The organism is Sphingopyxis sp. GW821-FHT12C06 (assembly GCF_058807415.1).
Genome location: NZ_JBXAQR010000007.1, coordinates 92,038 through 109,693 on the forward strand (window position 1 = coordinate 92,038; position 17,656 = coordinate 109,693).

7 protein-coding genes are annotated in these 17,656 nt (G+C 62.8%); 2 read left to right on the forward strand and 5 right to left on the reverse strand.

Going from position 1 to position 17,656, the window contains the following annotated elements:
* On the reverse strand, window positions 1-3,404 hold a 3,404-nt coding region (locus AC1RRJ_RS19790), incomplete at its 3' end, for a beta strand repeat-containing protein (RefSeq protein ID WP_493125904.1).
* Between the two features lie 624 nt (window positions 3,405-4,028).
* Here AC1RRJ_RS19790 and AC1RRJ_RS19795 point away from each other — a divergent pair.
* Window positions 4,029-4,508, forward strand: coding sequence for a PilZ domain-containing protein (locus AC1RRJ_RS19795; RefSeq protein ID WP_493125906.1), 480 nt, complete (start codon window positions 4,029-4,031; stop codon window positions 4,506-4,508).
* A 27-nt stretch (window positions 4,509-4,535) separates the two neighbouring features.
* Here AC1RRJ_RS19795 and AC1RRJ_RS19800 read toward each other — a convergent pair whose 3' ends face one another.
* Window positions 4,536-5,174, reverse strand: a complete 639-nt coding sequence (locus AC1RRJ_RS19800) for a helix-turn-helix domain-containing protein (RefSeq protein WP_493125908.1) — start codon at window positions 5,172-5,174, stop codon at window positions 4,536-4,538.
* A 523-nt stretch (window positions 5,175-5,697) separates the two neighbouring features.
* On the opposite strand from AC1RRJ_RS19800, the gene AC1RRJ_RS19805 reads away from it, so the two are divergent.
* On the forward strand, window positions 5,698-5,856 hold the full coding sequence (locus tag AC1RRJ_RS19805; RefSeq protein WP_493125910.1) for a hypothetical protein: 159 nt from the start codon (window positions 5,698-5,700) through the stop codon (window positions 5,854-5,856).
* Between the two features lie 68 nt (window positions 5,857-5,924).
* Here the strand turns inward: AC1RRJ_RS19805 and gdhA are convergent, their stop codons facing one another.
* The 3 genes from gdhA to AC1RRJ_RS19820 all read right to left on the reverse strand — a co-directional run bounded on the left by gdhA (window position 5,925) and on the right by AC1RRJ_RS19820 (window position 17,579).
* Complete coding sequence (gene gdhA / locus AC1RRJ_RS19810) at window positions 5,925-7,274, reverse strand: NADP-specific glutamate dehydrogenase (RefSeq protein ID WP_088473939.1); 1,350 nt, start codon at window positions 7,272-7,274, stop codon at window positions 5,925-5,927.
* A 94-nt stretch (window positions 7,275-7,368) separates the two neighbouring features.
* A complete protein-coding gene (locus AC1RRJ_RS19815; protein WP_493125912.1) occupies window positions 7,369-8,073 on the reverse strand; it encodes an HPP family protein in 705 nt (234 codons plus the stop codon).
* Between the two features lie 152 nt (window positions 8,074-8,225).
* Entirely contained in the window at window positions 8,226-17,579 is a 9,354-nt protein-coding gene (locus tag AC1RRJ_RS19820; RefSeq protein ID WP_493125914.1) for an autotransporter-associated beta strand repeat-containing protein, read from the reverse strand.
* Window positions 17,580-17,656: the final 77 nt, after the last annotated feature.

A 17,656-nucleotide genomic window follows, 5' to 3' on the forward strand; every position in this document is an offset into this window, starting at 1 on the left:
ACATTGCCGTTCGCCACCAGCGGACCATCTTCGGTCACGCTGTCCACATCCGGACGCGCCGTCGGCACATCGTCGACGATAACGACATCAAGGCTGGCGTTACCGGTTGAACCGTCGCTGTCGGTGACGATCACGGCGAAGCTGTCGGTGACATTGTCCTGCCCCTGTACGCCATGCGTCAGCGTATTGTCGGACAGGACGTATTCATAGGTGAAGGTCCCGCCGATCACCGAACCGTCGGCGCCAATCACCGGCGTGAAGCCGGTGATGTTGACCACGCCAAGCGGACTCGTGGCCGTGCCCGCCGTGAAGACGCCGTTCGTCACGACCTGCGTGCCACCGATCGTCACATTGCCGAGCCCGTCAGGGGTCGACACGGTGAAGCTGCCCGGCTGGGTCAGCGCCCCTTCGTCAGGCGACGAACCGTCGATCAGATCATCTTCGTCGACGATGAGTTCGCCGCCCTCGATATCCAGGCCCCGGATCGTCACGCCATCGTCGGCGCCGTTAATTGTGATCGTCAACGTCGCGGGCGACGTGTCGCCATCGCCGTCGGTGATCGTGTATGTAAAGGTCTCGGTCAGCGTCTCGCCCGCCGACAGCCCCTGCACCGGCTGCGCCTGATTGTTGAGCACATAGGTATAGCTGCCGTCGCTATTCAGCGTCAGCGTGCCATAGGCGGTCGGGAAACCTTCGCCGATCGTACCGCCCGCCACGGCCGTGACGGTTGCACCATCAGCGCCCTGGATGTCTTTCGCGCCGTCAGTCGCATTGGCGTCGGTGCCGCCCACGCCGGTCAGCACATTGCCGTCAGCGGTCGGCGGGTTGTCGCCGTTTCCGCTGTCTTCGGTCACGCTGTCGACATCATTCGCCGCCGTCGGGACGTCGTCGATGATGACAACGTCGAGGCTGGCATTGCCGGTTGAACCATCGCTATCGGTGACGATTACCGCAAAGCTGTCGGTGACATTGTCCTGCCCCTGTACGCCATGCGTCAGCGTATTGTCGGACAGGACGTATTCATAGGTGAAGGTCCCGCCGATCACCGATCCGTCAGCACCAACCACCGGCGTGAAGCCGGTGATGTTGACCACGCCGAGCGGACTTGTGGCCGTGCCCGCCGTGAAGACGCCGTTCGTCACGACCTGCGTGCCACCGATCGTCACATTGCCGAGCCCGTCGGGGGTCGACACGGTGAAGCTGCCTGGCTGGGTCAGCGCCGCATTATCGGGCGACGAACCGTCGATCAGATTATCTTCGTCGACGATGACCTCGCCGCCTTCGACGTTCAGGCCGTTGATCGTAACCCCGTCGTTGGCGCCGTTGATCGTGATCGTCAGCGTCGCCGTGCTGGTATCGCCGTCGCCATCAGTGATCGTGTAGGTGAAGACTTCGGTCAGCGTCTCGCCGGCCGACAAGCCCTGCACCGGCTGCGCGGCGTTGTTCAGAACATAGCTGTAGCTGCCATCGGCGTTCAGGGTCAGCGTACCATAAGCGGTCGGGAAACCTTCGCCGATCGTGCCGCCCGCCACGGCCGTGACGGTCGCGCCATCGGCGCCCTGCACGTCCTTCGCACCATCGGTGCCGTTCGCATCGCTGCCGCCCACGCCGGTCAGGACATTGCCATCGGCGGTCGGCGGATTCTCTCCGCTTCCACTGTCTTCGGTCACGCTGTCGACGTCGTTCACCGCGGTCGGAGCATCATCGATGATCCGGATATTCAATATTCCGCTGGCGCTGTCGCCATCGCTGTCGGTCACGACGATATCGAAAGGCACGGTGGTGCCGTTAGTGTTGAGCGTATTGTCGGTCAGCGTGTAGGTATAGATGATCGACCCGTTGCCGGTCGCCGGATCATAGACATAGGCGTTGATCACCAATGTCCCGGTTGCATCGCTGAAAATCGTTTGTGGCAGGGCTCCCGGCGTGATCGCAACGCCTTCAATAGTTACGCTGCCAACGCCGTCGCGCGCCGTAAAGCCCATCGTGCCGGTCGTTGTTTCGCCATTGCCATCGAACTCGGAGCCCGGCGTTTCACCGCCGCGCGGCCCGAGTTGAGATTCCTCGACAACATTCTCCGCCAGGATCGATGTGATCACGGTGGAACTGTCGGCGATTGCGATCGTGAGCGTCGCGGTCGACGTATCGCCATCGCCGTCGGTCAAGCGATAGGTAAAGACATCGTTGACACCGCCCGGGGTGCCTGGGCTGCGGACATAGCTGTAATTGCCCTGCCCATCGATCGTCAGCGTGCCATATTGGCCCTGGATCACACTGCCGGGTGCCGTGAATTCACTGCCGGTCGCGCCCGCGCGGATTCCGGTCAAAGAGGCGCCATCGGCGCCTTGCGTATCGGCGCCAGCGGCACCGCTGGTGGTGCCAGCACCCGACAGAACATTGCCCGTTTCGGGCGCGAAGGTTCCGGCGGCGACCGTATCGGTATCAGCGCGCGCAGTCGGCACATCGTCGATGACCGAGATGGTCAGGTCGGCAGTCGCGGTGTCGCCGTCAATATCGGTCACCACGACGGCAAACACGTCGGTCACATTATTGTTGGCATTGGTATTGTCGGCCAGCGTGTAGCTGTAGCCGATATTACCCGCTTCAATGCTGGTGATGGTCAATTGGCCGATCGGCGTCGTGATGACCTGCCCGACCGCAGTAATCGCGGTGCCGTTCAGCGTGACCGATCCCGCACCGTCAGGCGTGTCGAACCGGATCGAACCCGTCACCGTCTCGCTGTTGGCCGCACTGTTGCTGCCCGCCGGTTCCTCGCCCCGCGCGGGGAGACCCGCCTCGTTCACGCTGGCCGTTGCATTGACCGATCCCGCCGGCTGGTCGGGTGTTACGATAACGACTGTCGGATCTTCTTCCTCAGGGACAGCCGGGAGGAGTTCCCGGTCTTCGGGCTGCGGGAAAGCGAGCTCGGTGTACGGCAACAGGTCGCCGAGCGCATAGGGATCCTGGATCGCGCCTTCGGGGTCCGCAAAATTGCCGCCCGAGCTGCGGACGCCCGCTTCGGGATTCAGATCGCCCAGATTTTCCAGCAGCTGCGCAACCGTGCTCGCGGGCACCGTGTCACCATCGACGACGATCGAGGGAATGTCGATCGCGCCATTGGGAATGATCATAACCTGGCCGTTCGGCAAGGTTATGATCAGGTCCGTACCGGAAACCGTGATGTCGTCGATCGACACGCCGGCGGGCAGGACAATACGTCCGCTCGCATCAGGAACAAGGATTGCCTGGATCGCCAGCGTTATGGCCGATGCCGTCGCTGTAACACTCGCCGATGCGGCGAGTAGTTCGCTCCCCCCTACTGCCTGGTTCGCCTGTTCGGTTGACACGCCATCGCGCTGCGGGCCAGCCATTCCGTCGCGGGCCGGGTTGTCAAAAGCGTCCATGTCTGTTTCCCTCGCATACGTCGCAACTTGCGCCCAAACGGCACAGTAAAATCCACAACAATTCGGTGCGACCCATTGTCCGACGACTCGGACATCCCCATCCACTAGAAAAACATGCTTTTCCCGGACTCCGCAAGCGCGTTAATACATTTTTACCGGCACGAAACTTACTCTGAATGCCGGCCCACCACTCCCTTTCCGCCAGAGATAATATTTAGAATATTCAAATGGATGGATTGACAGAAATCGAAGGCCGAGACTGCGTCCACGATGCAAAACTGTCCCGATCCGAGCCATAAAATGTTACGGTTCATCGCATTTTCCTCCGCTCAAAAAGCAGGAGGCGACGCGAATCTTAATGTCGCGCGACAGAATCGCCATAAGGCGCGGCAGTAACAATCGCATTCACTACTGTAATAATATTACGAGCCCTGAAGAGAAACTCCCCGCCACGGCACCGACCAGGCACCCTTTTGCGCGCGCGCCACACGCACTGGATCACCAGCAGGATCGTCCTGTGAACTCGATCCGACCCCGCGCTGTTGACCGGAGCGGTCGCGACGGCAATGCAATATTAAGATTGTTGAGCGATGACGGTCCGCAAAGGAGATGGTTGTGAGGTCATTGCTGGCGCATATTGCCGACCCGGTCGAAGCGACCGATCGCAGAAGGACGGAGCGACGCACCCTCCGGCTCGACGTCGCCGCACAGTCCTCAACCGAGGAATCGGCTGTCATCATCCGTGATTTGTCGCGGACAGGCCTGTTGATCGAAACCGACACCAGTTTTGCCGTCGGCGAGACTTTCCTTCTGGTCCTCCCCGAACTTGGAGCCACTCCGGCACGGATTATTCGCGCCGATGGCAAGCGCTTCGGGTGCGAATTTCTGTCGCCCGTCCCGGCGAGCGCGATCAGCGCTGCGCTGCTCAAAGCGCCACCCAGCGGAGAAGCAGGCGAGATTGCCGAGCCAGCGATCCAAAGCGAGGACGACGAGGACGGCTTCAGGCGGCCTGCAAGCGCCCTCCTCTTCACCGTGCTGACGGGCTTGTTTACCGTCGCGGCCATTCTCTTCGTTTTCGCCCTCGTCTCGCTGAACTTTTCCTGATCCGCCCTGTTCCGGGCGGCGGACGAGCTACATGTCGATCGTAATCCTGACATTGTTCACGTCGGCGCCCGCGGCCCTGGCTATCTCCTCCTTGGCCTTGTCGACCAGCTTGCGCAGTGTTTCAGCGTCGTCATAGCCGAGCAGTTCGGGCATTGGGACGCCCAGGATGACTGCCAGCATCTGCATCCGCCCGGCCTTTGGCCGCGACTTGTCCGTCTCCCAGTGCGAGATCGATGGCTCGCTGACTTTGAGCTGCCGGGCCAGCTGGGATTGCGTCAGCCCTTTCGCCAGCCGGAATTGATGAAGGCGAAGGCCAAAGCTTTCACTCCCCGGCTGGCCATTGACCCGGTCCGTAGCGACCGCGTTGCGCAGCATCGCAGCCTCAAGCGTCGCATCCGAAACCGGCGTCCGGAACATGCAGCCCCGCAATCGCTGACTGACCCAACTCACCGTCGCAGCGACGGTTTCGCCATGCGGAAACGCGACTTCGAAGTCATCGCTTAACGAAAGCCCCATATCGCCTTCAAGAACGAGCCCGGTTGCCGATATATTATGCACGAGCACCTCTGCGTCAGACGCGGTGGCCGCCGTGCTCAGCCCCAGCCTGACGCGACCGCCGTGCTCCGGCTCGCCCGGGAAGGTCTCGATATGCGCGGCGACGACCATCAGGCGCTCCCCACTAATCCATAATCAGTCCGGCCACGATTTCAGCTTGAACCGCTGGCTCGATCATCGGCATTGGTCACGACGGGCCCGACCGGGCATGTCATGCCCCTTGCGAGCGTCCGCAATATCAAGCGAATAATATCCAATAATGCCAGAATATTGGCAGGACAAATAGGCATTCAATGCCAAGTAGTGTTGGCGGCTCTTTGCCGTCTCCACCCTTTCCATAAATGGCCCCTCACTCCATATTCCTGAGTATTCTACCTACTCATTAGCTATATGCGACTCGACCACAACTTCATTAAGCCATAGTTTTCTGAACTTCGAAAGCCCTTGCTGGAAAATGAGCATCTCCTGACGAAACCAGGCTCCACCATTGCTCCAAAACGTCCAATTCCGGAGCAAGTTTCATCCCAGGCCGAGAAAATCGGCTCATTCAGTCCGGCCCATATTCCATAAAAGCTCGGCATCGGCACAATGCCCGTATATCACTGCCAGACCGCTCCGGCACGCCGGCAACCTGATGAGCGATACGCTCGATCCGAGAATGCACGCTGCAGTCGCCAACGTCCGCGACAATGTCGGTCGGCTTGCCCATTCGCCGCCAATCCTGTCAGAACGCGAACCCGCAATCCCGAGCACGGCCTATGAGCTGAAAACCGGGCAGGTAACGTTAGTATAAAGGGGCGCCTGTCGCTCCACATTGTGACCCCGGCCGACACGCAAGCGCGCACCGGCCGGGAGCCGGGATCAAATCACACCGAGCGAGCGCATCGCCTCTGCAACCCGAACAAAGCCCGCGATATTGGCGCCGAGTACATAATTGCCGGGCGCGCTATATTCCTCCGCGGTCGCCGCACAATTGTCATGGATATTGCGCATGATCTGGGCGAGCCGCTCTTCGGTCTGCTCGAACGACCAGCTGTCGCGCGAGGCGTTCTGCTGCATTTCCAGCGCCGAGGTCGCAACGCCGCCGGCATTGGCCGCCTTGCCTGGTGCGAACATCACCCCCGAACTCTGGAACAGCTCGACCGCTTCGGGGGTCGAAGGCATGTTCGCGCCCTCGCCAACCACGATCACGCCATTTTTGATCAGCGTGCCCGCGTCCTTCAGCGTCAGTTCGTTCTGCGTTGCGCACGGCAGCGCGATGTCGCATGGCACGTCCCAGATCGACCCATTCTCGATATAATGCGCGCCCACGCCCTTAACCCGGGCATATTCGGACAGGCGTTCGCGGCGGACTTCCTTGATTTCCTTGAGCAGGTCGAGATCGATCCCATTCTCGTCGAGGATATATCCATTGGAGTCCGAGCAAGCCATGACCTTGCCGCCAAACTGCTGCACCTTATCGATCGCATAGATGGCGACATTGCCCGAACCCGAAACGACGACGCGCTGGCCCTCCATCGCCATATCCTTCGTCGCGAGCATGCGCTGGACGAAATAGACGAGGCCATAGCCGGTCGCCTCGGTCCGTGCGCGCGAGCCGCCATAGACGAGCCCCTTGCCGGTAAGTACGCCGGCTTCATAGCGGTTGTTGAGACGCTTATACTGGCCGAACATATAGCCGATCTCGCGCCCGCCGACGCCGATATCGCCCGCGGGCACGTCAGTATATTCGCCAAGATGACGCTGAAGCTCGGTCATGAACGCCTGGCAGAAGCGCATGATCTCGCCGTCCGAGCGCCCGCGCGGATTGAAATCCGAACCGCCCTTGCCGCCGCCGATCGGCATCCCGGTCAGCGCGTTTTTGAAAATCTGTTCAAAGCCCAGGAATTTGACGATCCCCAGGTTGACCGACGGGTGGAAACGGATGCCGCCCTTATAGGGGCCGAGCGCCGAATTGAACTGGACGCGAAAGCCGCGGTTGATCTGAACCTGCCCGGCATCGTCGACCCATGGTACGCGGAAAATGATCTGGCGTTCGGGCTCACAAATCCGTTCGATCAGCGCATGATTGGCGTAATCGGGATGCTTGGCAACGACGCGGCCAAGGCTTTCGAGCACCTCGCGAACGGCCTGGTGAAATTCGGCCTCGCCGGCGTTCCGGCGCAATACTTCATCAAGAACTGGCTGCAATTTTTCATCAATCTTGCTCAAAAGTACCTCCTGACAGCATGTTTCGATCAGGCCTGTGGACCAATCGCCCTATGCTTAGCAAGCTACATGATGAGCGCGCGCCTTGGGCGCATAGCTATCCCTTGCTGGCGCGCTCTGCGGCGTGCACCTCGGCCCGCGCCAGTAACAGCGCCAGGTCTTCGCGGCTGATGTCGAAGGTTTCACCAAGGTCAGCGAGCGCGCTGTCGATATCTTCCATGAGCAGGCCGGACACCGAGCCGGGCGGCAGCACCCGACCTTCGACCGGCGCGGGACGGTGCGGATAGGAGTGGCCCGAATAGCGGTGAAACAGCCAGCCGATGGAGGTAAGCAACAGCGAGTTGACCACCACCGGGATCAGGAATGCGGCCGGGCCGCCTGCCTCGATCAGCGACGAAGCGAGTACGGCGCTGAGCGCCGCCGCGCCGCCGGGAGGATGGAGACAGCGCAGCAACGACATCACCAGGATCGCTGCCGCCACCGCCAATGTCGCCGCAGTCACCGGATCATGGACATAATGCACCACCAGCACGCCAACAACGGCGGAAATGCTGTTGCCGCCAATAATCGACCAGGGCTGCGCCAGCGGACTGGCGGGAACAGCGAAGAGCAGCACGGTCGAGGCCCCGATCGGCGCGACGATCCACGGGATCGATGCCGGGAACAAGGCGATACCCGCCACACCGACGACCGAGATGCCGATCAGCGCGCCCAGGCAGGCCAGCACCCGATCGCGCAGGCTGGCGCCCGCCAGCAACGGCACAAACAAAAGGCGCGCAGCCGCTTTCGATCGAAACAACATAAACCCTCCGGTGTCGGATGGCCCCGATGCGACGTTCGAAGCGGTTCGGCCAGAGAGGTTTGATTGATGCCTAGCAAGCCCGTTTATTGGCAAAGGCGGCGAAACACACGCGACCGGCTCATTTCAATATGGGCCGGTCGCCGATCCGCCACCTAGAATTTGATGCTGATATTCACCCTAGCGGCATGCTCGACCTGCCTGCGCGCGACCGTGCCGTCATAGCCGATGCCAAAGCTGACGCCGTCACTCGGAGCGACGTTCAGTCCGCCGCTGATCTGCAGCGCGTCCTTCGATATACCGGCGCCCTGAATGGCGAAGGGTGTTCCGTTGACAAAGCCCGCAATCGACAGGCCTGACACATCGCCCCACGCACGCTCCCATGTCACCGACACATTGGGCGATAGCGTCGCGCCGAGCACATCATGGTTCGACTGCGCGCGCAGGCCGAAATCGAGGTAATTCACCTCACGCGTCGATCGCGCGACCGAGAGCGCGGCAGCACCGCCGACTTCGGTCGCCGCGCCAGTCTTGCTCCGGATATTCGAATAACCAAAGAAGCTTTCGAGTTTCAGCGCGTCACTGTCGACGAAGGCATAGCCAAGCTCGGCAAAATATTGCCCAGTCCGTCCGCCCCGCTTCGACCGCTCGACTTCGTTGAAGCCGGCGAAGGTGACCTGACGGCTGGTCTCGATATCATGCCATCCGAACAGGACGCCCGCTTGTACATGGAGGCCGTCGTCCGTGGCATAGCCGATGTCGCCGCCGACATAGTCGGTCCTCACCGCCGCGCCGCTGGTCCGCGAGCGGACCCGGCTGTCCGAATCCGACTGGCCCGCCGCCACCCCGGCATGGAAGCCCTTCGCGGCAAAGCTGAAGCCGGTGAAATAGCCCGACCGTTCGGCGACATATTTCTCGTGCCCAAGGCGCGCGTTCGAATCATGGACGCTGCGCCCGATGGTTCCGGCCCCCCAGATTGCGAGACCGTCGGCGGCCGATTTTCCGGCGTCGATCAGCGTACGGCGCGAAGCGTGCCCCTGCGCGATCACCGATGTCCCGGTCGAGCCGTAAATCTCGCCCGACAGCGTGTTGAACGCCGCGCGCGCGCCGTCCGCGGACAGGGAAAGCAAGGCGTCGCTGAGGATACTGCCCAGCCCCTGCCCCTCCACGGCATTCGCGACTGCCAGCTGGTTCCGATTTTGCGCAACCTCGGTAAAAGAGATGTCGTTGCGGCGCAGGACCAGCTTCACCAGCGTCGGCGTATATTCGAGAACGGGCGTCAGGAAGGCGAGGTTGGAGGTCACACCGGCAAATTCGCCACTCACGCCCCCGGCCGAATTGATGATTATATGGTCGGTCCGCGGGTTGTAGGCGGTGCCGTCCGCGGTCACGCGAACCGTCCCGCCCCGAAGCGTGGTCGATCCCGTTACCAGGGTCAGATCGCTCGTCGTCGGGGTCACTTCGACGTCATAGAAAGAGCCTGCTTCAAAGGTCAGATTACCCGCCACCTTGAGCAGACCTATACTGTTGCCCGGCGCCAGACTGCCCGTGGCCGCGACGGTCAGCCCGCCGACCGTGCCAGTGCCGCCGATCCGGCCGCCGTTGGACGTGGTGACGGATGACGCCATGCTGCCATTCACCACCAACATGCCGCCGGTGACGCTGGTCGTGCCGGTGAAACTGTTCTCGCCCGTGAGGGTGAGCGTGCCGTTGCCGGCTTTCACCAGACCGCCGTTGCCGCCAATACTGCCGCCAAAGGTCGAATGGACCGCCTGGTTCGTCGTCAGGCTGCCGCCAGCGAGGTTGACGGCGCCACTGCCGTACAGGCCGCCGACGGTCTCGGCGAAGGCGCCGAGGTCCAGCACGCCATCGGCCTCAACCTGCAACATCGCGCCATCGTTCAACCGTTCGGCCGCGCCCAACACCAGCGTTCCGGCAACCTGCACGGTCGATGCTGCGGCCGTGCCGGTCAGCGTACTGGTCCCCGCCCCGACGAGCAAAGTGCCCGTGCCAAGGTTCGCATTCACCGTCGCGCCGGTCAGGCCGTAGGTGCGCGCCGTCAGCGTGCCCGTGCCGTTCAACGTGCCACTGATCAGCGTACTGTCGACCGTCTCGACGGCAACCCCCAGATCAAGCGCAGCCCCCGCATCGATCTGCAGCATCGCCGCATCGCTGAGCCGCTCACTGGCGCCCAACGTCAGCGTTCCGGCAAGCAGTACGACGTTCGCCGCCGATGTCCCCTGCAGCGTGCTACTACCCGGACCCACCAGCAACGCGCCGGCGCCAAGGTTCGCGTTCACTGTCGCGCCGGCCAGATTATAGATGCGCGCCGTCAACGTGCCCGTGCCATTCAGCGTACCGCCGATCAGCGTGCTGTCGACGGTTTCCGCGAAGGCGCCGAGATCAAGGACACCGCCCGTGTCGATCGTCAGCAACGCCGCATCGTTCAGCCGCTCGGCAGCGCCAAGCTCAAGCGTTCCAGCGACCAGAACGGTCGATGCCGCCGCGGTGCCGTTCAGCTGGCTGTTGCCTGCTCCCACCAGCAGCACGCCACCCCCGAGGTTCGCGTTCACCGTCGCGCCGGCCACGCCATAGGCCGTGGCGGTCAAGGTGCCGCTGCCGTTCAGCGTGCCGCTGAGGTTTGCCGTCCCCACCGTCTCGGCAAAAGCGCCGAGATCGAGCACGCCGTCGCTGCCAATCGCCAGCACTGCGCCGTCGTCCAACCGCTCGGCCGCGCCCAGCACCAGTGTCCCGCCGATGACATTGACCGTTTCGGCGCCCGAAACGCCGTTCAGCGTCGAAGTGCCGCTGGTCTGGTTCAGCGTGCCGGTGCCCAGATTGGCGTTCACCGTCGCACCCTGAAGCTCATAGGTCGCGGCGGTCAGCGTGCCGGTGCCGTCAAGCGTTCCGGCCAAGACCAGACTGCCGATACTGTCGTCAAAGCCCTGAATATCCAGCGTTGCGCCCGGGTTGACGGTAACCGCGCTATTGTCGCTCAACCGGTCGGCGTCGCCAAGCAGCAACGTCCCGCCGACGATCGCGATCATATTGGCGTCGATCGTACCATTGACCAGCGTCGTTCCCGACATCTGGTTCACGGTGCCGCCTCCCAGCGCCATGCCGAGCGTGCCGCCATAAAGATTATAGGCATTGGCGGTCAGCGTGCCGCCGCCGATCAGGTCGCCGAGCAGATCAAAGCTGCCGACGGTGTCGCTAAAGCCGTTGAGGTCGAGCGTCGCGCCGCCAAGGACGCGCAAATAGGTCGAGTCCGACAACACATCATCGGCGCCAAAGCGCAGCGTCCCCGCCTCGACCAAGGTCATGCCAGTGTAAGCGTTCGCGCCGCCGATCGTGAGGACCCCGGTGCCGGTCTTGGTGAGACCACCGGTGCCCGACACGATGCCGTCGAAATCCGAATCGCTATCATCACCGCCCAGCGTCAGCGTGTTCGCGCCGAGCAGGACATTGCCTGCGCCGCCGAGCTTGGCGATCGCCGCGTCGCCGAGGAGGCCGAAATTCGCCCCGGCCGCAACGGAGACGGTGTCGCCGAACGCGATCGCATTGCCGTGCGCGATGTTTAGCGTCCCGGCATTGATCGCGACCGTTCCGAAGGCGCCATTGGTCCCTGACAGCGTCAGGCTTCCGCTGCCTTCCTTCGTCAGGCTTTCGAAGCCGGAGATACTGCCTGCGATATTGCTGGCGCCCGTACCGTCCACGACGAAGCTGTCGGTTCCGGCCCCGCCATCGATCGCGCCATTGACGGTCGCGCCGGTAGTGAAGGTGAACGCGTCATCTCCAGCACCCAAGCCGATCGTGCCGTTGGTGATCGATGCCGCGCCCAGCGTAACGTCGTCAGCAAAATCGCCAACGAGGTCAATCGCCGCGGTCGTGCCACTGATCGTTCCGTCATTGACGATGGTTGTGGTGGCGTTGCCGAATATGCCAGCGCCGTTGGTAGCAGAAATCGACCCGCCAAGCTGGTTGGTGACGGCCAACTCGCCGCTACCGGCCAGGCTTTCAATCCCGTTCCGGCCGGTGATCGTGCCATAGTTGCTGACGGCCAGAATCCCGGACGCGCCCACGCCGTGGCTGATGGCCGAATTGAAGCCGCTGATGGTCGCGCTGCTGTTCGTCGCGCTGCCGTTGGTGATGGAGCTGAGGCCGCTGGTGACAGTCGAACGGATCGCCGATCCGAAGCCGTCACCGAGCGTCCCGGCGTTCGTGATCGTGCCCAGATTGGTGACGTCGGTCCCGACTCCCACCTGAACCGCGGCAAATTGTCCGCCGACAACCGATCCGGTGGCATTGACGGTCAAGCCTCCCCCCGTACCCAAAAGGTCGACGCCCACGCCCGCCGCGCCGCTGCGCGTGCCCGAGATCACCAACCGCGCGCCCGACCGCGCCGTCAGACCGCCACTGTGGGTCAGATTTCCCGTGAAGGTAACGGGGCCGCTATTATTATTGATCTCCACGCTGCCGGTGCCGCTGATATTCTGTGCCGCCGTTCCGGCAAAATTCTGATTATAGCGAAGCTGGCTGGTGCCATTCAGCGCGATGTTCGATCCGGAAATGCTGTTGGTCGTGCCTGTCAGCGTTCCCTGATTGACGATGGTCGAACCGGCATAATTGTTCGCGCCGCTCAGCGTCAGATTGCCGAACCCCGACTTGGTGAAACCGCCGCTGCTGCCGCTGATGTTCCCGGAGATGGTGCCGCTGGCGTTGTTGACCGCGGTCAGCCTGTTCGCGCCGAGCAGGATGGCGCCGGTTCCGGTCAACTGATTGACGCTGGTCGCACCCGTGCGGCCCGAAATATCAAAGGTCGCATTGTTGGTGACGCTCGACGAACTGGCGATCGAGCCATTGCCGCTGAGCGCCAGCGTGCCACCCGAAATCACCGTCGATCCGGTATAGGTGTTGATGCCCGAGAGGGTCTGGGTTCCCGTTCCCGCTTTGGTAATGTGGAGACGCGCATTGAAGCCGAGGCTGTCGGTCAGCGTGCCCGAAAAACTGCCGGAACCACCGGCAACGCCGATCGTCGTGCTGCCCCGGCCCTGATATCCACCCCGGTACAGGCCGGTGCCGGTGAGGGCGTCGACGAGGATGTCGCCTTCCACGCCGTCGAATGTCGCGCCGGATCCTATATTCAGGCTGCCCTTGTTATTGGTCCAGAAGCCTTGGTCGCTGGTGCTTCCGGCTGTAGCCCCCGTGCCCTGGATGTCGATCACCCCGCCCTGTGCCAGGGCGATATTCACATTGCCGCCGTTGTTGCCGAGGGCGAGGGTGTTCCCCGCCGTGGTGGTGAGCAACAGCCTGCCCGCGCCGCCGATCGTGCCACCGCGGACAAACAGGTTGCCGGGGTTCTGATGACTATATTCGGCGGTGGCGCCCGAAGTGATGGTGATTCCGCCGGTCCCGAAACCATTGCCGTTGTTCAACGCGGTCATCATCCCCGCCGTCACCGTCGTCCCGCCGGCAAAGACATTGTTGCCGGTGACGGTCAGCGCGCCCGAACCCGATTTCACGAAGGCACCGGTGCCCGAGATGGTGCCCGAAATCGTCGCCGCCGTATCATAGACCGCGGTCAGCGTATTGAGGCCAAGCGCGACCGTGCCGGTGCCGTTCAGATTGTTGACGGTCGCGCCGCCGACATGACCCGCGATCGTGAAATGGCCGCTGTTGTTCACGCGCACCGAATTGGCGATCGATCCCGTGCCGGTCAGCCCCAGTGTGCCGGTGGTGATGGTCGTGGCGCCGGTGTAGATGTTGGTCGCACTCAGGTTGAGGTTCCCGGCGCCCGTCTTGCTGAGCGCCCCCGTCCCGCTGATCGCCTTGTCAAAGCTGCCCGCCACGCTCTGGTTGAATTCGAGCACGCCCGCGTTGTCGACGTCGCTGCCCGAGATCGTCTGGGCGGTGCCGCGCAGGGTTACGCCAGCCTCGACCCGCGTCTGCCCGGTCCAGTCATTCGCCCCGTTCGTCAGCACGGTCGTGCCCGACGTCGCGCCGTTAATCAGGCCGAACACCAGCGGCTGCGGCGTCGCATTCTCGCTGATCTGGCCGGTCAGCGTTGCGGTGACACCATTGCCGACTTCGATCCGCGTCGGATCGCCGACAGGGTCCACCGACGACAGGATGATCGGGTTCGCATAGCTGCCGGTGGCGGCATATTGGATCGTCGGATCGATCGTGTAGATGGTCCCCGTTCCAAAGGCGCCCGCGCTGTTCGCCCGGATCGCCGCGCCATTGACGTTGATCGTGCCGGTCAGGCCCGTCGCGCCGTCGAAAATCAGCACGCCGCCCGAACCCGGCCCGCCGCCGGTGCCGGCGTTTATCGTCATGCCAGGCGTGAGCGCCGCGCCGCTGAGCGTCCAGATGCCGCCATCGGCCTTGGTCAGCGTGTTGGCGCCAGTGCTGGTCGAGAGACTGAAAGAACCCGCCGCGCCGTTCGCAGCGGTGCCGTCGCCGGAGCCGCGCAGCATCAGCGTATTGTTGCCGCCGCCGAGCTGGATGGTGCCATAGCTCGCAGCCGCGAGCGTCCCGGCATTCTGCAAGGTGATGCCATTGCTCACAAGCGCGCCGCTTGCGGTGCCGCGGCCGTTATAGATCGCTAGCGTGTTGGTGCCGGCGCTAAGGGCGCTGATATTGCCGGTGGTCGACCCGGCGAACAGGTTGATCTGATTGACACCGCTGCCGGTGATCACGCCGCCAGCCGTGCCCGTCGCCACACCATAATTGTTGAATGTCCCGCCAGCGCTGCCGGAGAATTGCACCCCCGCGCCGAAGCCGAAGTTGGTCCCGCCGGACAATAAGCCAGCGGCGGCGTTGGTGATGGTGCCGCCCTGAAAGAGTATGCCCGAATATTCCGTCGAGCTGATGACACCCGCATTGACGATCGTTGCGAGGCCGCCGGTCGCCGCAACACCGTCCCGAAAGACGCCCCCCAAACCCGTTCCGGTGACCGAGATGGTGCCGGTGTTAGTCAGCGAAAGCGCGCCGGTGGAAAAGACGCCCGAATTGCTTCCGGTGATGGTGCCGGCGTTGTTGACGGTGCCGCCATTGGCGAGATCGATGGCATAGCTCGTGCCGCCCGAGGTGAAATTCTGCCCGTTCGCCGACAGCACACCGGTTCCGATCAGGCCGCCGACCGCATTCGTGATCGATACCGCGCCGCTGCCCGTCGCGTGGATCGCGCTGGTGCTGCCGGCGACATTGCCACGGTTGGTCAGGGTCAGCGCGCCCGTGCCCTCGGTCTTGATCGCGATCGGACCCGAAATGGCGCCGGTCGCCGCATTGTCGACTGTCGCCTGTCTGCCCAAGAGCAGCCCGCCGGCCCCACCCTTGATCTGACCGAGAGCCTGGTTGGTGACGACAAGGTTGCCGTACTTCGCCGAGGCACCATAGCCCGACGTCGCGCTATTCCCCCCGGTGATCGTTCCGGAGTTGGTGAGCGTCGAAGCACCTGACGCAAAGCTGATGCCTGAACCAATGCCCGCACTCAGCGTTCCGCTATTGGTCGCAAGGATGGGACCGGAGACGCCGTGCACGCCATATCCGGCCGCTGTCAGCGTGCCCGCATTGTTGAATGTACCGGTTGCCGGGCCATTGAATTGGACCCCGACATATCCCGACACGCTGCCACCACTCAGGATATTCACCGTCGTGGACGCAGTCATCCTGGCATCGAGCACCACATTCTTGTTCGGCGCAGCAAGCGCGCCGGCAATATTCGTGGTGGTCCCTCCCGACAGATTCCAGGCGCCAATGCCAGAACTATTGTCGGTCCGCGCACCGGTCAGCGTCAGATTGCCCGACTGATGGTCATAGCTTGCGAACCCGATCAGGTTCGACATGTCGAGCGACGCGCTATTGCCCGCGCCCAGCACGCTGAAAAAGCTATCGGTGCCGGCGCCCGCATCAACGACGCCCTCAATCGCTCCGCCATTGAAGGTGAAGCTGTCATTCCCGCTGCCGAAGGTCGCGCCCTGCATCGAAGCCAGCGCGCCCAGCGTCCAATTGACCGCCCCGGTCGCACCCCTGCCATCATAATCGCCGGTCATCGTGCCGCCGAGCGTCACACCGGTCGTGCCGCTCGCCAGCGAATAGATCGCGCCGGTCATCGAACCATGTTGCAGGTCGAGAATATTGGCGCCGCCGTTGAGCAGGGCGATCGCAGCGGCGCCATTGCCGCCGGCATTGAGCGGGCCAAAGGCCGGCCCGGCAGGTTCGCCATTGCCACCGGTGATCGAACCGCCATCATAGTTCGTGATCAAAGCGCTGCCGCTATCGACCTGCACACCATTGCCGCCGCCGGCGATGATGCCGGTATTGAGGAGTTCCAGCCCGTTGAGGGCTTGTATGCCGACCCCGGTGCCGGCGGATTCAATCAGACCCACATTGGTCACATGGCCGCCCTGCGCGAATGCGATCGCCGCAATCCCGTCGGTGGCGGTGTTGATCACAATGCCGTTGTTGATGACGTTGGCTTTGCCACCCTCGGCATAGATACCTTGGCTGTCGGTGCCTGCGCCGGTCACGGTGACGCCGGCCCCAATGGTGGTCGTGAAGTTGGCTCCCACTGTGTGGACGCCAAGCTGGCCGGTAACATCCGCGCCAACGACGACTTGATTGCCGCTGAGCCCGGCGCTCGACGCATAGATGCCCGTGCCAACCGCATTGATCGTACCGGTGCCGCTGGTGGTGATGTTGACCCCGCCCGCCGCGGTCGCAGAAATCCCCGTCTCTGCGACGATCGCCGACTGCGATGAGATATTGACGCCGCCATTGCTGGCCACCGCGACGATGCCGGTACCGCCCGAAGAAGTTGTGATGTCGCCGCCCAGGGTCGTAACCGACGCGCCATTGATCGTGTCGGCGAAAATCCCGGTGGCAAAGCCCGTGATGGAAGGCGCATCGAAGTCGGCGCCGACGCTCCTGCCCGTCAGGTGGACGCCCGCGATCGCGGCGCCGTTGGCGACATAAATATCCGAACCGCCGGAACCGCTACGTTCGTAAAAAATTGCGCCGCTCGAAACATAGCGTTCGCCATAGCTGCCGGTAAAAACATTCCCCGACACCTCGTGCCCGATACCCAGATTGGCGCCCGTTTGCGAAATATAGACCGCCGCGCCGCCGCTCTGATCGGTCGTGAACGTGTTGGCGTTGTTCACGAGTGCGACACCGAAGCCGCCGCCACCGGTATTTATGAGCGACAGGCCATTGGCATTGGGGGTGCCAGTGCTGTTGTTGACCGACGCGCCGTCGAGAAAGACCGAGCCTGCGCCCACAAAGACAACCGACGCGCCTCCGTCCACGCCGTCACCGGTCACTACGCCGCTGTTCGGCGAGGTGACATGGCCGTTGTTCACACTGGTCTGCGCCATCGCTGGCACCGCGAGCGCGACACCGATCAGCGCAGTCGAACCGAGCAGCAATCCGCGCATCTTGAAGGAAGAATTGCGCGAAACATCATTTGCGCGTGCGACTTCGCCCGCGCCGTTGCTACCGGAAACCATGAAAATACCCTCGATCAAAACGCGCCGGTGCTTTGAGGTCCCCCCTCATCCGACGGCATTTCCTTAATCGATCAGGT

Bases quoted from the DNA above. Each gene is read 5' to 3' on its own strand.
- AC1RRJ_RS19815 (WP_493125912.1), bottom strand. From the start codon at position 8,073: ATGTTGTTTCGATCGAAAGCGGCTGCGCGCCTTTTGTTTGTGCCGTTG.
- AC1RRJ_RS19805 (WP_493125910.1), top strand. From the start codon at position 5,698: ATGAGCGATACGCTCGATCCGAGAATGCACGCTGCAGTCGCCAACGTC.
- AC1RRJ_RS19820 (WP_493125914.1), bottom strand. From the start codon at position 17,579: ATGGTTTCCGGTAGCAACGGCGCGGGCGAAGTCGCACGCGCAAATGAT.
- AC1RRJ_RS19800 (WP_493125908.1), bottom strand. From the start codon at position 5,174: ATGGTCGTCGCCGCGCATATCGAGACCTTCCCGGGCGAGCCGGAGCAC.